At 36.9% G+C, this 25,666-nt stretch carries 16 protein-coding genes; 12 read left to right on the forward strand and 4 right to left on the reverse strand.

Annotated elements, in window-relative coordinates; genetic code table 11:
- Window positions 1-70 precede the first annotated feature (70 nt).
- Both FHS86_RS14985 and FHS86_RS14990 read left to right on the forward strand, forming a co-directional pair.
- Window positions 71-2,422 (forward strand): beta-L-arabinofuranosidase domain-containing protein, encoded by a 2,352-nt coding sequence (locus tag FHS86_RS14985; protein WP_429415405.1) that lies wholly within the window; start codon window positions 71-73, stop codon window positions 2,420-2,422.
- A gap of 374 nt (window positions 2,423-2,796) precedes the next feature.
- Window positions 2,797-4,602, forward strand: coding sequence for a tyrosine-type recombinase/integrase (locus FHS86_RS14990; protein ID WP_429415408.1), 1,806 nt, complete (start codon window positions 2,797-2,799; stop codon window positions 4,600-4,602).
- 113 nt (window positions 4,603-4,715) lie between these two features.
- Here FHS86_RS14990 and FHS86_RS14995 read toward each other — a convergent pair whose 3' ends face one another.
- Window positions 4,716-4,892 (reverse strand): hypothetical protein, encoded by a 177-nt coding sequence (locus FHS86_RS14995; protein WP_429415411.1) that lies wholly within the window; start codon window positions 4,890-4,892, stop codon window positions 4,716-4,718.
- Window positions 4,893-6,199: 1,307 nt separating this feature from the next.
- Between FHS86_RS14995 and FHS86_RS15000 the strand changes: the two genes are divergently transcribed.
- Together FHS86_RS15000 and FHS86_RS15005 are read left to right on the forward strand one after the other, a co-directional pair.
- On the forward strand, window positions 6,200-6,823 hold the full coding sequence (locus FHS86_RS15000) for a hypothetical protein (protein WP_429415414.1): 624 nt from the start codon (window positions 6,200-6,202) through the stop codon (window positions 6,821-6,823).
- A gap of 549 nt (window positions 6,824-7,372) precedes the next feature.
- Window positions 7,373-9,268, forward strand: a complete 1,896-nt coding sequence (locus FHS86_RS15005) for a glycoside hydrolase family 130 protein (RefSeq protein ID WP_429415416.1) — start codon at window positions 7,373-7,375, stop codon at window positions 9,266-9,268.
- Here the strand turns inward: FHS86_RS15005 and FHS86_RS15010 are convergent.
- A complete protein-coding gene (locus FHS86_RS15010; protein WP_429415419.1) occupies window positions 9,245-11,467 on the reverse strand; it encodes a glycosyltransferase in 2,223 nt (740 codons plus the stop codon). The genes FHS86_RS15005 and FHS86_RS15010 overlap by 24 nt on opposite strands.
- Before the next feature lie 717 nt (window positions 11,468-12,184).
- Window positions 12,185-12,694 (reverse strand): hypothetical protein, encoded by a 510-nt coding sequence (locus FHS86_RS15015; RefSeq protein WP_429415422.1) that lies wholly within the window; start codon window positions 12,692-12,694, stop codon window positions 12,185-12,187.
- A 202-nt stretch (window positions 12,695-12,896) separates the two neighbouring features.
- On the opposite strand from FHS86_RS15015, the gene FHS86_RS15020 reads away from it, so the two are divergent.
- The 8 genes from FHS86_RS15020 (at window position 12,897) to hsdR (ending at window position 23,272) form a co-directional block, all read left to right on the forward strand.
- Complete coding sequence (locus tag FHS86_RS15020; protein WP_429415425.1) at window positions 12,897-13,763, forward strand: adenine-specific methyltransferase EcoRI family protein; 867 nt, start codon at window positions 12,897-12,899, stop codon at window positions 13,761-13,763.
- 150 nt (window positions 13,764-13,913) lie between these two features.
- The gene (locus FHS86_RS15025) at window positions 13,914-14,996 is read left to right on the forward strand and encodes an HNH endonuclease family protein (protein WP_429415428.1); all 1,083 of its coding nucleotides are present in this window, start codon (window positions 13,914-13,916) and stop codon (window positions 14,994-14,996) included.
- Between the two features lie 60 nt (window positions 14,997-15,056).
- Window positions 15,057-15,857 carry a hypothetical protein gene (locus FHS86_RS15030; RefSeq protein WP_429415430.1) on the forward strand — a complete coding sequence of 267 codons (801 nt, stop codon included), beginning with the start codon at window positions 15,057-15,059 and terminating at the stop codon, window positions 15,855-15,857.
- Complete coding sequence (locus FHS86_RS15035; protein WP_429415431.1) at window positions 15,841-16,584, forward strand: hypothetical protein; 744 nt, start codon at window positions 15,841-15,843, stop codon at window positions 16,582-16,584. The genes FHS86_RS15030 and FHS86_RS15035 overlap by 17 nt, the downstream gene beginning before the upstream one ends.
- 158 nt (window positions 16,585-16,742) lie before the next feature.
- Window positions 16,743-17,588, forward strand: coding sequence for a hypothetical protein (locus tag FHS86_RS15040; protein ID WP_429415434.1), 846 nt, complete (start codon window positions 16,743-16,745; stop codon window positions 17,586-17,588).
- 372 nt (window positions 17,589-17,960) lie between these two features.
- Window positions 17,961-18,458 (forward strand): hypothetical protein, encoded by a 498-nt coding sequence (locus tag FHS86_RS15045; RefSeq protein WP_429415436.1) that lies wholly within the window; start codon window positions 17,961-17,963, stop codon window positions 18,456-18,458.
- A gap of 325 nt (window positions 18,459-18,783) precedes the next feature.
- Window positions 18,784-20,820, forward strand: a complete 2,037-nt coding sequence (locus FHS86_RS15050; RefSeq protein ID WP_429415439.1) for an N-6 DNA methylase — start codon at window positions 18,784-18,786, stop codon at window positions 20,818-20,820.
- A 4-nt stretch (window positions 20,821-20,824) separates the two neighbouring features.
- Complete coding sequence (gene hsdR / locus FHS86_RS15055; RefSeq protein ID WP_429415441.1) at window positions 20,825-23,272, forward strand: EcoAI/FtnUII family type I restriction enzme subunit R; 2,448 nt, start codon at window positions 20,825-20,827, stop codon at window positions 23,270-23,272.
- A 240-nt stretch (window positions 23,273-23,512) separates the two neighbouring features.
- On the opposite strand, the gene ltrA is transcribed toward hsdR, so the two are convergent.
- On the reverse strand, window positions 23,513-24,772 hold the full coding sequence (ltrA, locus tag FHS86_RS15060) for a group II intron reverse transcriptase/maturase (protein ID WP_429415444.1): 1,260 nt from the start codon (window positions 24,770-24,772) through the stop codon (window positions 23,513-23,515).
- Between the last annotated feature and the right edge of the window lie 894 nt (window positions 24,773-25,666).

Genomic DNA, 25,666 nt, shown 5'->3' on the forward strand with positions numbered 1-25,666 from the left:
ATTTTGCCGGCACAAGCGAAGGCAATACCTGCTGGTAAAAACAATTCAATGTAACTATAAACCGAAACACATGAAATCCATCCTTGTAATTTTGCTGCTCTGCCTGTTTTCTTCGTCGTTGTTTGCCGGAGATCTTCATTTTTTCCATCTGAAACAGGTCAAACTGCTCGAGAGTGAGTTCAAAAATGCCCAGGAGCTCGATAAGGCTTACCTGCTGGCCCACGATCCCGACCGCCTGCTGGCGCCCTTCCTGATCGATGCAGGTTTTGAAGCCAAAGCCCCGCGCTACGGGAACTGGGAAAATACAGGGCTCGACGGCCACATTGGCGGGCATTACCTTACTGCGCTGGCTCAAATGTATGTTGCCACGGGCGATGAGGAACTGCTCACGCGTTTGAACTACATGCTGGATGAACTGGAACGCTGTCAGCAGAAGAACGGAAACGGTTACATTGGCGGCATTCCAGGCGGACAGGAAATGTGGAGAGACATTGCCGAAGGAAAGATCAATGCCGGAGCCTTTTCGTTAAACGATAAGTGGGTGCCACTGTACAATATTCACAAGCTTTATGCAGGCCTGCGCGATGCCTGGTTGATTACCGGTTTGGAGCAGGCCAGGAACATGCTCATTCAACTGTCGGAATGGAACATCAGGCTGGTGGAAAAGCTGAGCGATGAGCAGATCCAAACCATGCTGCGTTCGGAACACGGAGGCATGAACGAGGTATTTGCCGATGTGGCCATGATTACCGGAGATGAACGTTACCTGAAACTGGCCCGCCAGTATTCTCACCAGTTCATTCTCGATCCGCTGCTTAAGGGCGAAGATCGTTTGAACGGTCTGCATGCCAATACCCAGATTCCAAAGGTGATTGGTTTTGAACAGGTGGCCCGGGCAGCAGGTGATAAGGAATGGCACGAAGCGGCTGTTTTCTTCTGGAATACTGTGGTGAACGAACGTTCGATCTCGATAGGCGGTAACAGTGTGCGTGAGCACTTCCATCCAGCCGACGACTTCTCGTCGATGGTGACTTCGCGGGAGGGACCTGAAACCTGTAATACCTACAACATGATGAGGCTTTCGAAACAACTTTATCAGGCCGATCATGCACTAAAATACATCGATTATTACGAACGGGCCCTGTACAATCACATTCTCTCGTCGCAGCATCCCGAACACGGTGGACTGGTTTACTTTACTCCGGCACGGCCACAACACTACCGTGTGTATTCGAAGGCCGAAGAAGCCTTCTGGTGCTGTGTGGGATCGGGCATGGAAAATCATGGTAAATACGGAGAGCTGATTTATGCCTACGGTGACAATGAATTGTATGTTAATCTGTTTATTGCTTCGGAACTGAACTGGGAAGAAAAAGGACTGGTGCTTAGCCAAAACAACCGTTTTCCCGATGAGGCAGCCACCGCTTTGCACCTGCAACTGAAAAAAGCGAAACGCTTTACGCTGAAACTGCGCTATCCGGCCTGGGTAAAAGCCGGCGAACTGGTGGTGAAAGTGAATGGTAAAGTAACAGAACATGCGGCACAACCCGGCGAATATGTTGCCATTCAACGAAAGTGGAAAGACCACGACAGGGTGGAAGTGAGCCTGCCCATGCATTTGGAATACGAAGTGCTGCCCGATGAAAGTCACTTTGTATCCTTTGTATACGGTCCGCTTGTGCTGGCTGCCGCTACCGATCGCAGTCAGCTGGACGGGCTTATTGCCGACGACAGCCGCATGGGACACATTGCCAATGGTCCGCTGTATCCACTCGAAGAAGCACCGGTGCTTGTTGCTTCGGATTTGGAACAGGATGTAAAAATGAAACGTCGGGACGAAAAACAGGTTAAATTTGAGTTGGAAGGCCTGTGGCCCGAACAATACAATGGAATTCAGCTGGAGCCTTTTTACCGCATCCACGATGCACGCTATGTGCTTTACTGGCCTTATGCCAGTGCTGAAGAACTCGCTGTCCGTCAGGAAAAAATAAGACAAGAAGAAGCCGGGCGCAGGTTACTTGAAAAGCAAACCATCGACCAGGTAGCTCCGGGCGAACAACAGCCCGAATCGGACCATTTCTTTAAGGCCGCGGGCAGTGAATCGGGTGTTCATCAGAACCGGCACTGGCGCCATGCACGGGGCTGGTTCAGTTACCAGCTGCGCGACCCCGGGAAGGAAGCCAAAAAGCTGCGCATCACCTATTATGGTCTCGACCGCGACCGCTCGTTTATGATTAAAGTGAACGGCACCACAGTTGCGGTGGTGGAACTTAAGGGCGATCGGGGAGACGTCTTCTTCGAAGAGGATTACCAGTTGCCTTCTGAATTAATCGATGAAAGCAAGGGGGTGCTTGAAGTGAAGTTCGAGGCGCAGCCCAATTCGCTAGCCGGCGGAGTATACGGGGTGCGGCTGATGCGGTAAGTCAGGAAGCTGGATATTAGACCTTAGACCTTAGACTTTAGACTTTAGACAAAAGGTCAAAGGTCGAAGGTCAAAGGTCAAAGGTCAAAAAGTCAAAAGGGAATCAGGTATCAAGACTTTGGACTTTTGGACCTGCTTGCTGTTTGCTTGTTGCTGAATGTTCGATGCTCGAATCAAGTATCAAATATCAAGACTTTTGGGCTTAGGACTTATGAACTTAGGAACTCATGCACTCAGGTACTAAGGCACTCATACACTCCCACACTCCCACACTCATTTACTTTTCTTTCTAAACAAGGTACAGCATATTTTAGCTTTTGATGCATGTTATAATAATATATTTTATTAAATTGTAGCACCAAACAAAAAGTGCCATGGTGCTTACCCTAAAAAAAATAGAACACCGAAATGCCAGCCGGATCGGGGTCTTTTTCCCGTTTCACCGGCCAACGAGTGATCGGCTAAAGGCCCTGGGAGCCACTTACAGCCGCACCTGGCGCTGTTGGTATTTCGATTACAGCCGTGAAAATTACCAACTACTGAAGCAGCATTTTCCTGATCTTTTGATTGTTACTTCCAATAAAACAAAACATGATGATGCAGCGGCGGCCGGCTCCGAAAGCCGTGACCTTCCGCCCATAGCGCCTGTTAGCGATGCCGTAAAGCAGAACGAAGCAGGTTCGAAACTTCCTGATCGCGGTCCTATGCCGTTGAAGCAGGAACATAAAGCGGCCGCTGTGCCGCTTGCCCAAAAGCTGCATGTGCAATGTTTCGATAATTTGGGAAAATACTGGGTGGTGCGCATGCGTTACCATCGCCCAACCAGCCAGGAAATGTTGAAGATCAAAGGGGTTTACTGGAATAAACAGGAAAAGGCCTATTTGATTTACCGCGACGAGCATGTTAAAAGGCGGGTTGAAACTTTGCTGGAACAAAATGATTTACTGCCCGATGATTATTTCTCAAAAGAGAAAAAGCAGGCAGGCGGAGTTGTAGTGGTGAAAGCTCATCGTGAGAATACCAGTCTGATGCAGGTTGAAGTCCCTGCATCGTTCAAATTGCAACAGATGATCAAACGTTTTGCGCTGGCCCGCTACAGTAAGGAGTATCAATGTTATCTGCTGCCTGCGACTCCTGAAGTTTTTAAGGCAATAGGCACACATTACGAAACGGTGGAAGTGGGTATAAAAAGCCAGCTTCCCAATGGTTATCTAAAGAAAGAGAACATGCCCCGGCGTAAAAGTCTCTTGCTCGATAAAGCCAAAATGCGTATGATTGACAGGACCCCCGAGAAGGGGCTATTGTACATGGAGAGGATGGTCGACCAAATGCTGGCAAACAATATGAGCCACAATACCATCAATAATTATGGTCAGGCATTTTTGCGTTTTTTGCGCGATCATGCTTACGCCGATCCTTCGACCATTGATTACCACGACATTGTAAAATATCTTGGTCAACTGATGATGAAGGGGCTGACTTCTGCTTCGGGACAAATGTTGGTTAGTGCGCTTAATTATTACTATCAGCATGTTGAGCAGAACCATTCAATTGTGTTCAAATTGCCACGTCCACGGGCTGAGAAGAAAATCAGGACAGTATTTACCATGGACGAATGCTTGCAGGTATTTGGTACCATTGAAAATCCAAAGCATAAGCTGGTTTTGATGATAGCATATGGTGCCGGATTAAGGTTGAATGAAGTAATTACCCTGAAATGGGAAGATGTTTTGTTGGCCGAACAAAAGATTCATATCAAAAATGGCAAAGGGAAGAAAGACCGGATGGTGATGTTGCCTTATACTTTGATTAGTATGCTGGAGCATTACCGGGCACTTTATCCATCGGAAGGCTATGTGTTTGAAGGGCAAATAGCCGGAACACCCTACAGTCGGTCGAGTGTTGACCGGGTAATGGGCAGGGCTATGAAGAAGAGCGGCTTATCGAAGAAGGGGACTGTACATAGTCTCCGGCACAGTTTTGCCACCCATTTGCTAGATTTAGGTACAGATATTCGCTATGTTCAAGAATTGTTAGGGCACAAGGACATTAAAACCACGATGATTTATTCGCATTTGAGTCAATCGAATGTTGACAGAATACAGAGTCCGCTGGATCGGATAATGCCGGCTGAAGCCAAACAGCTGAACATAAAAAACAAGAAAAAGACGACAAAGTGAGATATATAAACTAGTTACAGCCTATATAAAAAAAGACTTTCAGACAGCCCAGAAAGTCACCGGCAGACTGTCGCTCTATTCAAGTTCAGCGGCTTGACATGACGAGAAGATTTTTATAAAAGTTGGCGGTTTTTCATCGGTTTGACAGTCTTTCGTTGACTTTTTAAAATTATACCGCGAGAGTTCTTTTCATATTTAGGTTTAACAAAACGACGGCTAAAAAAATGATTGAGCTTAACGAGGATTAAAGTTTTGCAGACAGTTTTTTCGGTTGCTGGTATTTGTGCCATGACTTTTTGCCGCTCAACGATTCGGAGAAAAAAATGATTGGTGTTTAAAAAGTGTTTTCGTAAAGATTTTTGAGAAACGATTACTTAAAAGCATATTTTTCAATATTTTATAATCGTGAGGACAGTTTTTAAAAACGGTCTGGTTTTCAAAAATGAGACAAACATTTTAAGCTGTTGCGATGAAATAAAAACAGATTTTTTGAGAAAATCTGTAGAAAGAGATAAAGTATTATATTTAACACACGGTTTTAATAAATATCAGCAACGATTAGATTTGACTGTTTCTTCAGGAGATGTTTAGTGAAACCAATAAAGACGAATATTTGACAAAATAATATACAGGCTGTAACAACGTGTAAATTTAAGCACGGGCAGCGTTGCAAATCCAACGCCCTACCCCGCTCCAACAGCGGCGTACCACGACAGGAAAGATGCCCGCAATCCGCGCCTAAACTTACACTCGTACGTTATAAACCATATCAAAAAAGACTTTTACACAACATTGAAAGTCATCGGCAGACTGTCGTTCTGTTCAATTTTTTTGCCATAACATGACAGGAAAACTTGCCGAGAAATTAGTGGTTTACAAAGAGTACGACAGTCTTTCGTTGACCTTTTAAAAAATTTAACCGCGAGAGTTCTTTATAGATATGGAGTTAAACTAAACGGACAAGTAAAAAATAGGCTTACGGTGGACAGGACTTTTTCGCTTTGCAGACAGTCTTTTCATTTGCGGCCAGAGTACCATGACTTTTATGCCGCTCAACGACCAGGAGAAAAAAGCGATTGGTGTTTAAAAAATATTCTCGTTACGATTTTTGAGTAGTAATTATTTAAAGTCATATTTTCAAACACTTTACCGCCACGAGGACAGTTTCTTAAACAGACTGGTTTTTCTAAAATAATACAAAGTTTTTAAAACTGTTGCGATGAAATGAAAACAGATTTTTTTGAGAAAATCTGCAAAAATTGGATAAAGTATTATATTTAACACACGGTTTTTATAAATGTCAGCAACGATTAAAGTTGACTGTTTTTCAGGAGATGTTTAGTGAAAACCAAAAAAGGCAACGAATATTTGACAAAATAAAATACGGTTTATAACATTTTGTTTATTGCATTGCGGCTGACGTGGTGCATGTCGCCTCGGATTCCCGTAATTATCCCGTCCGTATCCGGACAGATAATCACTCGCAATCCGCAACGACAACAAACAATTTTCCGTTAGCACCAATAAAAAAACGACACCCAACACACTCTATTCTAGACAGATAAACAGACTCTTAAAAAAAGACATTATATAATAAATGGCAGATGCATTAGAAATATACAGTGAATTTTACACGATTGGATCAAATGATTCGATGGGAATTATCAGACTTTATGAGAAAAACCGAATATTGCTTGACAATAAATCGACATTTAAGGATAAAGATGATTTCAATGATTTCATATTATTACTTGCACAATATGTGATAAGTCTGGAGAAAATGGGCAAATATTCAAAGACTCTAATGTATTCAGACAAGTTATTGCAATTGGTTGATTTAAAAAATGATGAATTTAACATTAACCAAAAAGATTTTACAACTTATTGGAGTATTTTGACTTCAAAAGGGCGAGCATTATATAATTTAAAGGATTATAAAAAATCAATTTCTATTTTTAAAAAATTACTTGATTGGGATTCTGAAAATGACAATTTTAAAAACTGGTTAGACGCATCAAAATCAAGACTTCGTAACTCGATTAATAAATATCTATATATAATAGCAGGTATTCTGTTTATTACAGAGATTTTTTTCGGTGACAAGATTGGCATTCCGAAAATAAAACTTTACATGTCAGGATTTGGATTTATTATTTTCATTATAGCATTAATAAATGAATATCTTGGTGATAAGATTTTGAAAATGATTAAAAAAGAATAAATTACTGGTGCTAACATTTTGTTTATTGCATTGCGGTTGACGTGGTGCTCGTCGCTTCGGATTCCCGTAATTATCCCGTCCGTATCCGGACAGATAATCACTCGCAATCCGCAACGACAACAAACAATTTTCCGTTAGGTGCAAGCCTGAGTCGCTATTTTGACACCGATGTGCAAATTTGCAAAAGACCAAACAAAAATATCAGAAAAGATTTCTGCGAAGACGAAGTTTACTGCAATGGATTTAATTTTTTTCCCCCACGCTCCTTGCGCCTGATGGGCGCATTTGAGAAAACAACAGCCCCCGCTTAAAACAATACATTTGCAAGCCCAAGCCCAAATGCCAAAGCTTCAGCTTGCAAAAAAGTTGTTTTCTTGCCCTCGCTCCCTTGCAACTTTGAGCTATTGGTATCAATTGAAAACAGTATATTTTAAATATCAAAAATTATATTATTGAAAGAATAATTTTTACAACTTAGAGCAAATTAAAACCTTGTTTTTTTACTTATTGTCGAGTTTTCTTTCTTATTTTTAATAAAAAATTTCAATTATGAGCACTTCTATTAAACGCAAACCAATTCGTTTTTATAGCGATCCCAAAAGAGTAATTGTACGCTTCTTTTTCCCTGGCCCCGAATCAAGGGTTCATTCAATCATTCAGAAAGTAATTGGTATGCCAGAAGAAGCTGCTGCATTAAGTTTAAAGCATGTATTACGTGATTTTTCTGGTCGGCACCGTAATATTTCTCGAATTTTTCAAAATCATTTTGACAGAACTCGTGATATCATGAATGGTAGAAATGGAGATTTAAATGAATTATCTATTTCAAAAAAATTATTGATTGGTGCTTTTTTTTCTTCGGAATATTCCATTGAATCAGCTGCTTTCTTTAACCCATCGATTGTTGAAGATCCTGATCAAACAGGACTTCAGGATAAACAGAAAAGGGTTATTATTAGTTTTAGGGCTACAGGAGAAGGGCACATTTCTTCGATAGCTTTTCGGGGTGGAATTCTTGATGCAAACAATAATCTTGAATTAATGCCTACTGGTAGAATAGTCGATGAACCGGAAACAGTTTATAATTTTATTTACAATAAGGATTTTTTCTCAAATAAGCTTTGTGAGATTTATGGTGTTTGTGAGATTCCAACGGAAGACTCAGCTCTTGGTCATGTTTTTGGGAAATTAAGGCAAGAATTTGATTATAATGAACTTTATAGAGCAATTGATGAGACAAAAAAAGAAATGAAATTGGATGATCAGCAAATTCATTTATTAAAAATTATTAGCTGGATTGGAGAATCGTATTACAAAATTTCATTTTCGCTTGATACTGGTATTTCCGACCGTGTTATCTTTCCGATTGCCGCTGCCGAAAGCAATGGAATTGAAGATGCACGCTTTGTAAAGTTTACAGATGACGATGGTATTGTTCGATATTGTGCTACCTATACTGCATATAATGGGGTAAGTATTATGCCCATGTTGCTTGAAACTAAAGATTTTTACAGCTTTACCATTAAACCAATTCATGGTGAGAATGCACAGAACAAAGGAATGGCCTTGTTTCCTAGAAAGATTAATGGTAGATACGCAATGCTTTCTCGTATTGATGGCATCAATAATTATATTATGTTTTCTGATACGATTAATTTTTGGCAAGAGGCAGTGGAAATTCAATCCCCAAAGTTTCCGTGGGAATTTATTCAGGTTGGCAACTGTGGTTCACCTATCGAAACAGAATTTGGTTGGTTGGTAATAACACATGGAGTTGGTCCAATGCGCAGATATGCAATTAGTGCTATCTTGCTAGATTTATACGACCCTACAAAATTAATTGGTCAACTGAGCGAACCTCTTCTGTTTCCAAATGAAGAAGAACGTGATGGTTATGTTCCAAATGTAGTTTATTCGTGTGGCTCAATCGTAAATAACAATGAATTGGTATTACCTTATGCTATGTCAGATACTACATCTACCTATGCAACCTTTTCATTAAAAGAAATACTTACAAACTTGCTCCCTTCTGACCTAAAAAAAGGCCGACTTAACGATGAAAAAAGCAAAGCAAGAATTTTACTCATCGACGACGAAGTTACATTCCAACGTGATATCAGTAAAATTTTGAAAAAAGATGGATATGATGTACAGATCGCTCCTGATGGTGTTATCGCCTTAATGCAAATTTCAAAAGAAAAATTTGATTTGATACTTTGCGATATTTCAATGCCAAATCTTGATGGTTATCAAATGCTTGAATACTTGAATAATAATGCGATTGAATTACCCCTAATTTTTATGTCGGATCTCGCAGGATTGGCCAATAAAACAAAAGGGCTGCAAATGGGTGCATCCGAATATATTCAAAAACCAATTGATAAAAACTTATTGTTGCTTTTAGTCGATAAAGTTTTAAAATCAAGACCGCAAATTGAGGAATGATTCTGAAATTAAATAAGATAACAAATACGCAATATTACTTTCAGCACCTTGGTTCCGGTTAATACTTGCTTCTTCTATTCCATCATTGCACGCTTTCGATTCAGAATCAAATAGTGTAATATCTAGGTCGTTCTTGCCAAAGAACCAATCAAATGACATCTGTAATTTGTCGATGTAAACTGATTCGCCTGTTGCTTCCCAGGCGCATTGATAAAGGATAACCATTGCCATGGCATCAATAGGTTGTTGAGCAAATAAATCATAGTCCTGATCTAGTCGCAACCATTTACGGTTGCCTATCAACGACAACCAATCTTCCCTGATACATTTTGATTCAAGAAAAACCCGGCTTTCATCTGCTATTTGCAAATAACGTTGTTCCCCTGATATTTCAAAGGAGCGATAAAGAGCAGCAGGCAATAATCCATTGTCATACGTTAAACTATCTTCAAACCAATTCCAATTTGCCTTTTTATGCCTTTGATATAATTCGCACAGTTGATCTGATAGGGTTTGCAAAAGCTTAAGGTATCTTTCCTGATCGGGAAAACGTTTCACATAATGATATAAACCAAAAATACAATTGGCATATCCTCTGGCATATCTCAATTTACCATACTGAGGTATTGCTCCTTCAAATATTTCATAACCCAAATGAAAATATGAATTGGTGGGTGCAAATCGCATTAAATACCCCAGAGCCCAGATTATTCGACCATAGGCATCATCTGATTTTGCATCAAGTACTGTACGTTCATAGGTCATAAAGTTGGTAAAACTTCCATCCCGCCTTTGCATAAAAGTTAGGTAAGCTAAATATTTATCTAAAAGATCAAGATAAACCTGTTTATTATCTTTTTGCCATGCTTTAACGCACACGACAATTGCACGAGCATTATCATCAAGACAATAACCCGCTTTATAATATGGCACACTCGTTCTGGCATGCTGGAGTAATCCTGAATCATCCGTTAACCTTTTCAAATGAGTAATATCAAAATCAGGATAATGAATTTCAATATCCTGATTCTTCATATCATTGACTTTGTCCTTTTGATAGACTACTGAATCGAAAAGATCTAAATAGTTCTTTCCAATCAATGGCCACGTAATATTCTGCCCATACTCGATAGCTTTTTGTTGTAGTTTCTGCATTAGTTCAGGTTTGTCTAATAGTTCGTTTACGATTTCAGCTAATTGTGTGTAATTTCCAAAATCAAATAGTATTCCTCTATCGTCAGCCAATAATTGTTCAGCATGCCAGTATGGAGTTGAAACTACAGCACAACCACCACTCACCGCATAGCTTAATGTTCCACTGGTAATTTGCGCCTTATTCAAATAAGGAGTTACATAAATATCAGCTCTTTTCAGATATGCCATTAATTCCAATTCACTAACATACTCGTTAATAAAGAGTACATTATTGGAAAGATCTAAACGAGAAACCATCGAATTTAAATAATTACGATATTCTTCGCCAGCATTTTGAATTACATGTGGGTGTGTTTTCCCAAGTATAACATACAAGACATCTGGATTTTTCGAAACAATTGCTGGCAACGATCTGATCACCGTTTCAATACCCTTACTTCTACCAATCAATCCAAAAGTGAGCATGATTTTTCTGTTGTTCCAATCTTTAGGTATCTGTTGTTTATCATCACCTAAAATCTTGAAGTCGGGAACTCCATGTTCAATACATGCAATTTTTTCTTGGCGAACATGATAAATATTTGTTAGAAATTTAATTGCAAGTGAATTCATAATGACAACCCGTCTTGAATATGCAGTTATTTTTCGAAGAACTTCCAATTGATGAAAATTCGGTTTTTCCAAAACTGTATGAAAAGTAGATACAATAGGTATTTTCAATCGGCGAAGTAACGCTAATAATAAAACGCCACTTTCTCCTCCGTAAATACCATATTCGTGCTGCAATAAAAAAATGTCTGCACCTGAATCATTGACATAATTCGAAATTTGAATATAATCCATTTTTTCATTTGCCCGGATAGTTTTTTTAACAATCGAAGGATATGCGTATGTTTTCCCTCCATCATTCATCGCTATAACTTCAAGCTCAATTTTAATTGTATGAATTTCGGCAGCATTTAAAATAGACCTTACAAGGTTTTCGGTAAATGTAGCGATTCCACATTGTCGGGGGGGAAAGTTGCCTAAACAGATTATTTTCATAGTTGATATTTTTAATGGAAAGGTACATTAATATTTGTTGAATAAATTCAGTTCTGATGATATTTTTTCCATTTATTGAATGATGCCCAAAAGTTAAAAATTATTATCTCAAAACGAAGAATTGTATTAAAACTGCCTAAAAAAATACAAGTTCGCCAGTTTTGAATTATACAGAGACAGCCAAATTAGATAAAAAAGAAATGAAGTCATACCAAGCCAACTCAAAAAAGCAAGCACATTTGCAATTCACTACAAGCTCTCACACAAACCAAAAATTACAAAAGAGCTTGCGTTTTCCCCAATGCACACGACAGTATTCGTGTAACTTGACAGGATAAAAAGGCCCTCACAAAAAAAAAATAAAATCTCACAACAGTATTCTACCGTAATTGGAGAAAAAATTGACAGACAAGGTTTTCGTATGTCAGAACATTTTATCTTTGATATGTTAAACCAGACAGGAAATGAAGGCCTGGCACCTAACACGCCGCTATAATTAATTGCCGGTTTCGTTCGGACAACAAGCCGTATAGCCCGCAACAAAAGCGGTGCGGCTCGACAGGAATGAAGCCCGCAATCGGCAACTAATCATAGCGCAAACGTTGTGTTGCATTAAAACGACAACACAACACGGTATATAACCAATGCTTGCCGTGTAGCTTCGTATTAAGTTCGTGCAAGTGTTTTAAAAATTTTTGCCCACCCGCATCGGCTTTATCAAGCCGTTTGGATTTTTCCTTTTGCTTCTTTAACGGCATTGTAGTTTTTTATATAATAAATACAAGCGTCCTTTTCATCATCGGTAAATTGATGGTTTGTATCAATTAAACCTATTCTGTCAACAATCGAACCGTGTCGCGGCCCATATCCGTATTCACAATCACACCTTTGGTAAAAACTTTCGTATTCTTTATTGCCAAAGAATTGCGTTCTCATTTTTTTACAATCTTCAGCAATATCAACTATTGCACATTCAGCAATTACAACTCCACCAAACTTTGTTACATCTGATGTTTTACCGAATGGATTTCCTCTTATCCAAATTAATTTTTCTGCAATTTGAACTTTGTCTAAATCAAGTCCATTTTGAGCAACATTTTCAAGTCTTAATAATTCCTGTATTTCAGAATTTAATTTAGCTTGTTCTTTTTTAAATGTCTCTGTTTTTTGACTTAATTCATTTTGCTTTTCAAAGCGTTCTTTCACAATTTCATGTAGTTTTTTCATTTTCGTATAATTTAATAATTTAAAAAAATCCCTCCCTAAAAATTTTTAAAACGTGAGCGTCAGTTCTCGTATCGAACTGCATCGGTTATTGTCGCACTGGTCATATACCAGCCCGTTGGGTGCAAGTGTATGAAGACCGAAACGACAGGGCAAATGATTAAAAAATGTATCTTTACGAGTTAAATTAAGGAAAGAATATAAAATGGCTAAAAAATCAGCAAATCTGAATTTAAGAAAAGCAAGTACCGCTAAAAAGGATGAGTTTTATACTCAACTTTCGGACATAGAAAGGGAGTTAAAACACTATAAAAAACATTTCAAAGACAAAGTAGTTTATTGTAATTGTGATGACCCAAGAGTAAGCAATTTCTTCCATTATTTCTCATACAATTTTGAGAAATTAGGTTTGAAAAAACTCATTACAACTTGCTATAAAAATCAAGATATGGATTTGTTCAGTCAGAACAATTCTGAAAAAGCAATATATTTAGAATATGATGGCGATAAAAATGGAAATTTTGAACCAGACCCACAAGAAATAGGAATCAAACATTTAAAAGGTGATGGTGATTTTCGTAGCAAAGAAGCTATTGAATTATTAAAGCAGGCAGATATTGTTGTTACTAATCCACCTTTTTCATTATTTCGTGAGTATGTTGCACAGCTTATTGAATATGACAAAAAATTTGTAATTGTTGGGCATCAAAATGCAATTGCATACAAAGAAATATTTAAATTAATCAAGGAAGATAAACTCTGGTTAGGCTACGGATTTAAAGGCGGTGCAGCACACTTTATAAATACGCATTATGAAGATTATGCCTCTGCTGGCGACCATAAAGAAGGCATGATTAGGGTTTCAGGGGTTGTATGGTTTACAAATTTAGATATATCTAAACGACACGAAGATTTAATTTTATATAAAAACTATACACCAGAAGAATATCCTAAGTTTGACCACTACGATGCTATCAATGTTGACAAAACAAATGAAATACCCATTGATTACAAGGGGAATATGGGCGTACCAATTACTTTTTTGAATAAATATAGTCCCGAGTCAATTTGAAATTATTGGTTCTAGTTTAACATTAGGCGAGCCAATGAGTTCAATTGCTAAAAAAGGAACATATAGTGCTGGTGGTCCACGTTTTTATTTAGACAACGGAGATGGTACTTATCGTAGACTTTATGATAGAATTGTTATAAAAAAGAGAAAATGAAAATAGAACTTAAAGAAATAACTGTCCGTGAATTAACTGAAGGATACGAAGATAACGAAGAAGGTGGTGTTATTGGTTATGATGGTAAACTAGACATTAGACCACCTTATCAAAGAGAATTTATTTATAAAGACAAGCAAAGAGATGCTGTAATTGACACAATTACAAAAGATTTTCCATTGAACGTAATGTATTGGGCAGTTAGAGAAGACGGAAATTTTGAAGTAATTGACGGTCAACAAAGAACAATTTCAATAGCTCAATATGTTGAAGGTGATTTTGCTTTTAATAATAGATATTTCCATAATCTGCAAACTGATGAAAGAGAACAAATCCTAAACTACAAATTAATGGTTTACTTATGTAGCGGTGCAGATAGTGAAAAACTGGAATGGTTCAAAACAATTAATATTGCAGGAGAAAGATTAACAGACCAAGAATTAAGAAATGCAGTTTATTCAGGTTCGTGGGTTTCTGATGCAAAGAGATATTTTAGTAAAAACGGCTGTGCTTCTTATGGTTTAGGTGGCGATTATCTTAACGGCTCTGCAATAAGACAAGATTATTTAGAAACAACAATCAAATGGATAAGCGATGATGCCATTGAAACATATATGGCTAAAAATCAACACGAACCTAACGCAAACGAAATTTGGCTTTATTTTCAAGCAGTAATAAATTGGGTAAAAATTGTTTTCCCGAACTATCGTAGAGAAATGAAAGGAATAGATTGGGGCTTTCTTTACAATGAGTTCAAAGACCAAAAATTTGACTCTAAAAAACTTGAAACAGAAATCGCCAAACTAATGGAAGATGAAGACGTTGGTAACAAAAAAGGCATATATACTTATATCTTAACTCGTAAAGAAAAATTCTTAAATATTCGAGCATTTAGTCCAAATCAGAAAAGAGAAGCATACGAAAGACAAAAAGGAATTTGCCCTGTCTGTAAAGAACATTTTGAAATTGAAGAAATGGAAGGAGACCATATAACACCTTGGCACGAAGGCGGAAAGACAAGTGCCGAAAATTGCCAAATGTTATGCAAAGAAGACAACAGGAGAAAATCGGGAAAATAGAACACCAGCACCCAACATGCGGTATATTTTATTGCCGAGATAGTGCTGAAATCAGAGGTTGTGGCTCGCTTCAAACTTCATCGTGGTTTGACAGTGACGTGCTCCGAAATCGGCAACAAAAACATACCGCCAACCGTTATGCAAAATTTAAAAACCATGCTGCCAAATGAAAATTCCATACTGAGATATTTACCAATTGAACTGGAAAAGCGACAAATGTTAATCTTAGATTCAATTCGTTTTACACTTGAAATGATTGACTATAGTTATAACCAGCTTCGAGAAAAGCTATTGGTAACATCTAAAATGAAAAACCGTCAATACGATTTGCCTGAGTTATTCATATATGCATGGAGTATTGTTGACAACAGCAAACGATTTTACAGCTTATATAAAAAATTACCATCAAACGATAATCATAAGAATGTTGAGAACCTAGATTTCTTAAGAACCTTTAGAAATACATATCAACATTTAGATCAAAGAGTTGATGAATCAATTTTAATTAATGAAAAACCAATTTATGGTTCTCTAAAATGGTTATATACAGATTTAGAAACCAAAAAAACAGTTTTTAGCCTTGCTATTAGCGGAATTAATCTTGGTACAAAAGGACACCCTTTATACCCAGAATCCAAAGGCAATGATAAAAAAGAAATTGATGATATTATTATTGAAACTGTTGACAACGTTGAGATGAAGGAAATAAATCTTTCAGAGCTCTATGAAAACTTGGAAGTTATTACAAGCAAATTAGAAAGTAAATTGAAAGATCAATTTAAAAAGTTTAATGCAAATCCTGTAAATTGGATAAAACGAAAAGACATAATATTATTTTTTAAAAATGAAGATAATTGCTGATACAAATATATGGTACTATCTAAGTCAAGAAAGTCAATTGCTTGAAAAATCTTTGCAGTTACCAATATATCCTACGTTCATAAATATTTATGAATTATCTAAATCACATAACTTAATTGACAACGAGGAATTATCAAGAGCAGCAATAAGAATGCTTTTTAAATTCCAAAAATACGTGATTTTAGAACCACCCATAATCCATATTGCAAAGCTGCATCAGAAATACGATTATAATCCATTAGATGATGTTCTTGACTTACTTCAATTCACTGAAAGATTTGCAAAAGGTTATAGATTAGATAGAGGCCGAATAGATGATTTTAAAAAGATACTTGACAAAACAAAGTCTGAATTTGAAGAAGCCGCAAATTTCATGAACGAAGAAGCTGAACGAATTAGAAAAAACATAACCGATAAAAAGAAACATAAAAATATAGATACACACCAAGTAACTGCTGGATTTATAAACTTTGCGGTGGAAGTAGTTACAAAAGGATCATGCAACTTAAACCAATTTGATTTAAACAAAATTGAGCTATTAATAAGGACTTTAGATCACTTTTTTAAGACACTTGAAACCAGTAAAATGAAATTTCAAGCAAATGACTGGTATGATTTTACAATTTTAGGCTATGTTCAACCTGGAGACAAATATTGGACAAGAGAAAAAAGGTGGATAAACCTTATAACAGAAGCAGGCTGTGAAGAATATCTATATAAAGAATAAAAACTTTGCATAACATTTTATAAATTTAATTGTGGCTTTTCTGCTTAATTTCAGCGTCTTAACTCGCACTTGTTTTGTGGGTATGCGGACAGAGAAACAGCCCGTAATCCACAACTAAACTTATAATTTACCGTTACAAGCCATTTAAAAACACACATATGAAGCAAACTTCGAATATATTATTAATGACTCTTTGTCTATTTTTTCTTTCTTCATTTACGGATTCAATTCCTATAGTTAAAACTGATTCGATTGCAGTAAAGGAAGTGATTTATACACGAGACCAAATAATGAATGTTAAAATTGAAGAACCATTAATTGTCAAATCGTTAGAGACTGAAACAAAAGATTTCTGGTTTTACTTCTCAAGACTTGGAGCAATGATTGGATTTCTTGGTGGTTTATTTGGTTTAATTATTACTGGATATGCTATTAATGACAGATGGATTAGAGGAGCAAAAGTAAATTCGAAAATCATAAGCTTTGCTTCGAGTGACGGAAAATTTGAAGTAATGGGTCTTTATAAGCCAGAAGAGAATCCAGAGATGAGATATGGAGTAAGATTCTTTTTAAAATTATCATTAAACGTTATTGGGAAAGACTTGAATTATAATAACATAGAGGTGAAAGTTAAATACAATAAAATCGATTCTTTGTTTACAGGTCAAATTTATAGCCCAAGAAATTATGCAGTTTGGAATAGAGATGGAAAAAATATAAAACTTGATTTACCTCAAGATAGGTTGCTTTTTTACAAAACGACATTACAACAAAATGCAACTCACTTAGAATATTTAACTTTTATCACATACGATATTGACGATAAAATTAAAAAGACAATAAAAGGTAAAGATTTAATACCTGAGTACATACAACTCTATTTTCATAATAGTGAAATAGACATGTTTCGCCGCAAAAGCAAAAAGACATATTCAAACAAAATGACAATAGACCAAGGTATTGAACAGTACATATGGGAAGATGAAATATGGAAAACAATTTAAAAACGGCTTGTAACATTTTGCAAATTCCATAAGGGGTTCAGTGGTATGCAAGCAGCGGTTTTCCGCTCATTCTCTCGTCATTACCATGACAGAGAATCACACGCAAACCCTTACGTAACTTGCAATTTACCGTTAGCATTTATTAAAACGAAGCGCCCATTCAGCTGTAGATAAAGACTTTGACTGATATTGAAATTTTAAATTATGAAATACAAATCAATGATTTAAACTATTAATTTGTTTTGACATAATTTTCTTTGATTAATTGTATTTGATGATAAAAAAGTGAATCAAGAATTTTAAAACGTTTGACATATTTGTATAAGATATTGGATCTATAAATTAAAAGGATTTCAAAATTTGACTAAATAGATGAGAGAAAACAATAAAAATAAGTTTAATGATCCTGTTTCAATTAAATGGGATATTTTTTATACAATTTTCTGGTTAGCTATAGTTGTTTTCATGTTTGTTTTTATAGTTCCAAAAAGTGAGGAAGAATTATTAATAATCTTTGGAGATGTAGATTTAGTAGGAACATCAAGACAAAGAGCATCTGATGCAATTCAAGCTTTTATTATAAATCATTTTGGGAAAACAGGATACATCGTTTTTATTTCGATTCTTTCATTGATAATTATAGATCAATTATTCAAATGGATTTACTCAATAATTAGATACAAAAGAAAACTTAATTTATTCAGAAATGGTATAGTAACAGATCTAAATGACTACAGTAAAAAAGTAGGTCTATTTGGATTTATTTGGCAAAAAATGACCCAAAAGGACAAGGCAAACATTAGATATCAAGTATCGCCGAGGAGAATAAAGAGAAAGACAAAACATATTGATTACGATAAATTTAAATAACAAATGCTAACATTTTATAAATTCCATGGCGGTTTCAGTGGTATGCGAGCAGCGGATTTCCGCTCAATCTCTCGTCCGTACCCGGACAGAGATTCACACGCAATCCGCCACGTAACTTATAATTTTCCGTTAGGCACAAGCTAAAGAAAGACCGTACAACAATGAAAATTTGCTACAAGAAAACTGAAAGGAAAGCCCACGCACAAATAGCACATTTGTTTTTTGCCAACACACAATCCGACGTTGAAAAAACAAAAGAGCTATTTCTTGCCAACGCACCGCAATGAGTTACTTTTGTAGATTGATAATAACGATATAGAAAAGAATGTTTGAACAAGTATTTAAAAATATAGACGATATACTGCACAAAGATGCAGGCTGTGGGAGTGAATTAGATTATGTAGAACAAACCTCTTGGGTTTTGTTCCTGAAATATCTTGACGATTTAGAAAAGGACAAAGAAACTGCTGCTCTTTTATCGGGAAAGACTTACACAAAGATAATTGAACCACAATTTAGCTGGACAACTTGGGCTGCTCCTAAACTTGAAAACGGAAAGATTGACCATAATGCACTGACAGGCGATGACCTTGTAGAATTTGTTAACGGTGAATTATTCCCCTACTTAAAGAAGTTTAAAACCAATGCTAAAAATGCTGATACCATTGAATATAAAATTGGTGAAATTTTCAGTGAATTAAAAAATAGGCTTCAAAGTGGATACAACCTACGAGAGGTTATTAACCTTATTGACGAACTTCGTTTTAGAACTCACGCAGAAAAGCACGAAATGAGCCATCTATATGAAGGTAAAATCAGAAATATGGGTAATGCAGGAAGAAATGGAGGAGAATATTACACTCCACGCCCTTTGATTAGAACTATTGTAAAAGTTGTAAACCCTAAAATTGGAGATAAGGTTTATGATGGTGCTGTTGGTTCGGCAGGATTTTTAGTAGAAGCATTTGACTATTTGAACAAAAATGGTTTGTCAACAGCAGACTTTGAAACTTTACAGAAAAAGACTTTTTACGGCAAAGAAAAAAAGTCTCTTGCATATATTATTGGTATTATGAATATGATTTTACACGGAGTTGAAGCTCCAAACATTATTCATACTAATACTCTTGCTGAAAGTTTATCTGACATTCAAGACAAAGACCGTTATGATGTGATTTTAGCAAATCCACCTTTTGGAGGAAAAGAACGTGCAGAGGTTCAACAAAACTTTCCGATAAAAACAGGAGAAACAGCAAGTTTATTTTTACAACACTTTATTAAAATATTAAAAGCTGGTGGTCAAGCTGGTGTTGTAATTAAAAATACTTTTTTGAGTAATGCAGATAATGCAACTATAGGTTTACGTCGAATGCTACTGGAAAACTGTAATCTTCATACAATCTTAGATTTACCAGTCGGAATATTTACAGGTGTAGGTCAAAAAACTGTTGTATTATTTTTTGAAAAAGGCAAACCAACAACTGATATTTGGCATTATGAATTAAAAGTTGACAGAAGTTTGGGAAAAAGAGAGCCAATAAATGAGAATGATTTTATTGAGTTTCTAGAATTTCAAAGTGTTAGAAAATTGTCAGATAAATCTTGGACTAGAAATATTTTGGAAATTGATAAGACTAGTTTTGACTTAACACTATCAAATCCCAACAAAAAAGTTGAAGTAAAAATAAGGGAGTCTGAAATTATTCTACCCGAATTTGATATGCTAACGGGAGAAACCACAGACATACTGAAAAGTGACTTGTTTAATTCTCAAATACAAGAATTATCAGCCTTTGATTCCTCAAACTGGGAAAGAACAACATTAGGTGAAGTTTGTGAGTTTTTTAATGGTAAAGCACACGAAAAAGCAATTGATGCTAATGGAAACTATATCGTTGTAAATTCAAAATTCATATCAACCGATGGTAATGTGAAAAAATATACGCTTGAACAGATATTTCCTCTTTATGAAGGAGATGTTGTTTTAGTAATGAGTGATGTTCCCAATGGTAAAGCATTAGGCAAGTGCTTCTTAATTGATGAAAATGACAAGTATTCTTTAAATCAACGAATTTGTGCAATAAGGTCAGAGCGTTTCAATTCTAAATTTTTATATTATCAATTAAATAGAAATAGCCATTTCCTTGATTTCAACAACGGTGAAAATCAAACAAATTTAAGAAAAGCAGATATTTTAAACTGCCCACTTTTAGTGCCTACAATTGAGGAACAAGAAAGAATTGTTGAGATTTTAGATAACCTGAAAGAAGAAACTATTCAGGTAAAAGAGAATATTCAAAAAAAGATTAATCTAGCAGAAGAATTACAACAATCTGTTTTAGAACTTCCTTTTAAGTTATAACAATATGAACGAAGCCGAAACAAGAGCAGAATTAATAGACCCAAAACTAAAAGCCAATGGTTGGGGCATTGTTGATGGTTCTAGAATTCTTAGAGAACGTAATGTATGTAAAATAACAGACGGAAGAATTCAAGTGGGTGGCGGTAGAAAAAAGCCATTGATAGCCGACTATATTTTAGTTTATAAAGGAATTAAACTCGCTGTTGTTGAAGCAAAAAGTGATGAATTAGAAGTTGGCGAAGGTGTTGCACAAGCAAAACTCTATGCCGAAAAATTGCAACTTGATTATACCTACTCCACCAACGGAAAAGAGATTTATCAAATCTGTATGCGTACAGGTGAGGAAAAAATCGTTGAGAATTATCTAACACCTGACGAACTTTGGAACGAAGTTTACAGCGACCAAAATGAGTGGAGAGATAAATTTTCCTCTGTTCCGTTTGAAGATAAGTCTGGAACTTGGCAACCTCGTTACTATCAGGAGATTGCAGTTAAAAACACCTTAGAAGCTATTGCACAAAACGAAGACCGAATTCTGTTGACATTGGCAACTGGAACAGGAAAAACGGCAATTGCTTTTCAAATAGCTTGGAAACTATTTCAAACACGTTGGAACTTAAACCGAGACGGCAAAAGACGACCACGTATTTTGTTTCTTGCAGATAGAAACATTTTAGCAGACCAAGCATTCAACTCATTCTCTGCATTTCCTGAAGATGCAATGGTTCGGATAAAACCCAAAGAGATTAAGAAAAAAGGGAAAGTGCCCACAAACGGTAGTATCTTTTTTACTATTTTTCAGTCGTTTATGACCGAGAATGGCAATAAATCAAAAACAATTGAAAATAATATCGCAGCAGAACCAAAAGCGGAATACAATGCTTCTGATTTTAATTTCGGTCAATATCCAAAAGATTTCTTCGACCTGATAATAATTGATGAGTGTCACAGAGGTGGTGCAAATGATGAAGGAAACTGGCGTGGTATTTTAGAATATTTTGAGCCAGCCGTCCAGTTAGGGTTAACTGCAACACCAAAACGAAAAGATAATGTTGATACCTATAAATATTTTAAAGAACCTGTTTATATCTATTCGCTTAAAGATGGTATCAACGATGGTTTCTTAACACCTTTTAAAGTTAAACGGATTCAAACCACACTTGACGATTATATTTACACAAGTGATGATAATATAATCGAGGGGGAAATAGAAGAAGGCAAACTTTACACCGAATCAGATTTCAATAGAATTATTGAAATTAAAGAGCGTGAAGCCAAACGCGTAAGAATATTTATGGACGAAATCAATCAAAATGAAAAAGCGATTGTTTTTTGTGCTACCCAAGACCACGCTGCCGCTGTTCGTGATTTAATAAATCAATACAAAACCAGCAAAGACCCAAATTATTGTGTTCGTGTTACAGCGAATGACGGTGAGATTGGCGAACAGTTTTTAAGAGAGTTTCAAGACAACGAGAAAACAATTCCAACCATATTAACTACTTCGCAAAAGCTTTCAACAGGCGTTGATGCTCGTAATATTCGCAATATTATTTTAATGCGTCCTGTAAATCAGATTATCGAGTTTAAGCAAATAGTTGGTCGTGGTACTCGCCTGTTTGACGGCAAAGAGTTTTTCACCATCTACGATTTTGTAAATGCTTATCAACGTTTCTCTGACCCCGAATGGGACGGAGAACCACAGCCCGATGAACCTTGTGCAGTTTGTGGTCAAATTCCTTGCATTTGCGAGAAAACTCCACCACAACCTTGTCCTGTTTGCGGAGAAAGACCTTGTATTTGTGAAAAAGAACCGCCACAGCCTTGTTCTGTTTGTGGTCAAAGACCTTGTGTTTGTCCTAAGAAAGTTAAAGTAAAACTGAAAGACGGAAAAGAAAGAGAAATACAACATATGATTGCCACTTCGTTTTGGAGTGCTGACGGAAAACCAATTTCAGCTCAGGAGTTTTTAGAAAATCTATTTGGCGAGCTACCAAACTTCTTTAAAAGTGAAGAAGAACTACGGGAAATTTGGAGTAATCCAGCAACAAGAAAAACACTGCTTGAAAAATTGGATGAAGCAGGATTTGGCAAGGACGAATTGAAAACGCTTCAACAATTAATAAATGCCGAAAAAAGTGATTTGTTCGACGTCTTAGAATATGTGTTTAATAGTGACTTTAAACCAATAACACGAGAAGAAAGAGCTACAAGAGCAAAAGCGACAATCTTTGCATTACTTAATGACAAACAAAAAGAATTTATAGAGTTTGTTCTGACAAAATATGTAGAAGCAGGAGTAACAGAACTTGACCAAGAGAAATTACCAATCTTACTTCAAACTAAATATCAATCGTTGGAGGATGCAATGGGAATTTTAGGTGATGTTCAAAATATAAGTTCTCTGTTTATAGAATTTCAGAGACACTTGTATGACATAAAAGTAGCGTAATGAAAGCCAGCCCAAAAGCCATACACATTTGCAATTCGCACGAGCCAACGCTAAACCCAAAAATTGCAAAAGAGTATGTCTTGCCAACGCTGTGCCGCCTACGTAACTTGTAGCAAATTAGAAAGATAAATGATTGAAAATGAATAAGTCGAGTAGGTAAAGGGGACTCTCACCCCTAAACCTCTCGCAGAACCGTACGTGAACCTCTCGATTCATACGGCTCTTCATGACAAAGACATATCAGGGCGCAAAGCCATATTGCCAATGCACAAACATATTCGGATAGCTTTGGGCAATCCCTTTTAAACATTTGTAAGCATTGTACCAATGTCGTCGCCTGAACTTGCGATACTTGTTGCGTACCCATTTAACCAAACGCATATTAATAAACCGAAATAGTTTTCGCAACTCGGATTTTCGGAACTTGTAATAGTAGTTTATCCATCCCCTGATTTGGGTATTTAGTAGCTCTGCAATTTTGCTCAAAGGAAAATGAACCCAACGGTGGATTTTTCGTTTGAAAATTTCATCGGTAATTCGGGCAATATTCTTTTGGCTGATTGCAGGCGTAAACCCAAGTTTCAGTTTGCCATACATCTTTACAATGCGTGGTTTGAAGGTAAACCCCAGAAAATCGAACTTCTGATAGTATACTTTGAACGGTGGCTGCTTCTTCTGGTTTCGGCGGCAATATACGATTTTAGACTTCTCCCTGTTTAATTCCAGTTTGCAGTCTTTTAACCGCTGTTTTATCGCCTCCATAAGTCGCAGTGCCTCTTTAATATGAGTGCAATGCACCACAATATCATCGGCATACCGTTCAAATACAACATCAGGATAATGTTTCTCAATCCATTTATCAAACACAATATCGAGGAAAATATTAGCCAGTATTGGACTAATTACACCTCCTTGCGGAGTGCCTTTCCCTTCATTAGGTTTGAGTGTCCCATCCTTAAGTTGGACAGGTGCTTTAAGCCAACGCTCGCAATACAACAAGATATGTTTCTTGTCGGTATAATAACGTAAGCCTTTCATTAGCAACTCATGGTCGATATTATCAAAGAAACCTTTCATGTCCAAATCGATGACCCAACTATACTTCATGCAGTTTATCCTGCATTGTTCTATGGCATCGTGTGCCGATTTATTAGGCCTGTATCCAAACGAATTTGGACTGAACAAGCTGTCAATATCGTTTTCCAGTTCGGTTGCTATAACCTGTTGTGCTACCCTATCCGTTACGGTTGGTATCCCAAGGGGCCTTTTCTTGCCTCCCGGTTTAGGTATAAACGACTGGCGAACCGGTTTAGGAAAATAACTTCCGCTGGACATCCTGTTCCACAATGGGTACAGGTATTTCCGCTTGTTATTTTCAACCTGTGCAATGGTTATTTTATCAACCCCTGCTTTTCCGCCGTTGGCTTTCACTCGCTTGAAAGCCTCCATTACTTGCAACCTTGTAATCGGCTGCGTCTTTTGCTCTTCTACAAAAATCATCCTTAATGAAATTAAGTTGTTATACATATAAGAACCTGTCATGTGAAGCCCTTCGCTTGTGGGGTCGTTACCCCCACTCTCTCGGGTATATCCGCTACTACGGCTTCATCCGCCCCAATGCTGCACTTTGCTACTTTTGGCATTTCCTTACAGGTTCTCTGCCGTTTTGCTTGACATTACAACACTGGTTCTCCTGTTCCTTACCAAAGCCCATGCAGAGTTCTTGCCACCTTTATGCCGCAGGGTGCATAACCAGTAATCAGGTTTCCGTTATGCTTGGTCTCTCAGGGTCGCTCCCCCTTCGATTTTACCCCAATAAAGGTTATTTTCGACACTTCGATAGTGGTTTATTTTCATTCAACTCCTCTGCAAATACCATACTTATGTCAACCCTACAACTGGTTGCATTTGCTTTGACCATATCGTTCAGCACAATTGCTCTTTACAAAAGCACCATATGGCGGTTTGACAAATTTGCCTGAACACCTTTGCCAATAGTTCAACCTTAACGATTTCTTGTTCGTGAGACTTCTGATTTTAACCATTTTGAAATAGTATCAGCTCGTTTCGGATAATTCGTTAAGACTATCATCTCTGATAAAGTTATGTTACCATTTCAAAGAACTTTTATATATTTAGCCTTTGTACCCTGTGGTAACGCAGGACACACAGCCAGTGCCTAACATTTTGTATAAGTAATGCCGAGTAAAGTGCGTAATTTGAGCTTTGGTTCTCGTATCCAAGTTCATCTCGGTTTGACAGGAAAGAGCTTCGAAATTCGGCACTACTCATACAATCAACCGTCAGACTGTCTAAAAACCCTTGATAACTATGTTGATAAATAGAATGGAATACATTCTTTAATGAGCTTCATATTTTGTATCTTAATACCAT

Source organism: Roseimarinus sediminis (assembly GCF_050433125.1).
GTDB classification, from domain to species: Bacteria; Bacteroidota; Bacteroidia; order Bacteroidales; family Prolixibacteraceae; genus Roseimarinus; species Roseimarinus sediminis.

Bases quoted from the DNA above. Each gene is read 5' to 3' on its own strand.
- FHS86_RS14985 (WP_429415405.1), top strand. From the start codon at position 71: ATGAAATCCATCCTTGTAATTTTGCTGCTCTGCCTGTTTTCTTCGTCG.
- FHS86_RS14990 (WP_429415408.1), top strand. From the start codon at position 2,797: ATGGTGCTTACCCTAAAAAAAATAGAACACCGAAATGCCAGCCGGATC.
- FHS86_RS14995 (WP_429415411.1), bottom strand. From the start codon at position 4,892: ATGGCACAAATACCAGCAACCGAAAAAACTGTCTGCAAAACTTTAATC.
- FHS86_RS15000 (WP_429415414.1), top strand. From the start codon at position 6,200: ATGGCAGATGCATTAGAAATATACAGTGAATTTTACACGATTGGATCA.
- FHS86_RS15005 (WP_429415416.1), top strand. From the start codon at position 7,373: ATGAGCACTTCTATTAAACGCAAACCAATTCGTTTTTATAGCGATCCC.
- FHS86_RS15010 (WP_429415419.1), bottom strand. From the start codon at position 11,467: ATGAAAATAATCTGTTTAGGCAACTTTCCCCCCCGACAATGTGGAATC.
- FHS86_RS15015 (WP_429415422.1), bottom strand. From the start codon at position 12,694: ATGAAAAAACTACATGAAATTGTGAAAGAACGCTTTGAAAAGCAAAAT.
- FHS86_RS15020 (WP_429415425.1), top strand. From the start codon at position 12,897: ATGGCTAAAAAATCAGCAAATCTGAATTTAAGAAAAGCAAGTACCGCT.
- FHS86_RS15025 (WP_429415428.1), top strand. From the start codon at position 13,914: ATGAAAATAGAACTTAAAGAAATAACTGTCCGTGAATTAACTGAAGGA.
- FHS86_RS15035 (WP_429415431.1), top strand. From the start codon at position 15,841: ATGAAGATAATTGCTGATACAAATATATGGTACTATCTAAGTCAAGAA.
- FHS86_RS15040 (WP_429415434.1), top strand. From the start codon at position 16,743: ATGAAGCAAACTTCGAATATATTATTAATGACTCTTTGTCTATTTTTT.
- FHS86_RS15045 (WP_429415436.1), top strand. From the start codon at position 17,961: ATGAGAGAAAACAATAAAAATAAGTTTAATGATCCTGTTTCAATTAAA.
- FHS86_RS15050 (WP_429415439.1), top strand. From the start codon at position 18,784: ATGTTTGAACAAGTATTTAAAAATATAGACGATATACTGCACAAAGAT.
- hsdR (WP_429415441.1), top strand. From the start codon at position 20,825: ATGAACGAAGCCGAAACAAGAGCAGAATTAATAGACCCAAAACTAAAA.
- ltrA (WP_429415444.1), bottom strand. From the start codon at position 24,772: ATGATTTTTGTAGAAGAGCAAAAGACGCAGCCGATTACAAGGTTGCAA.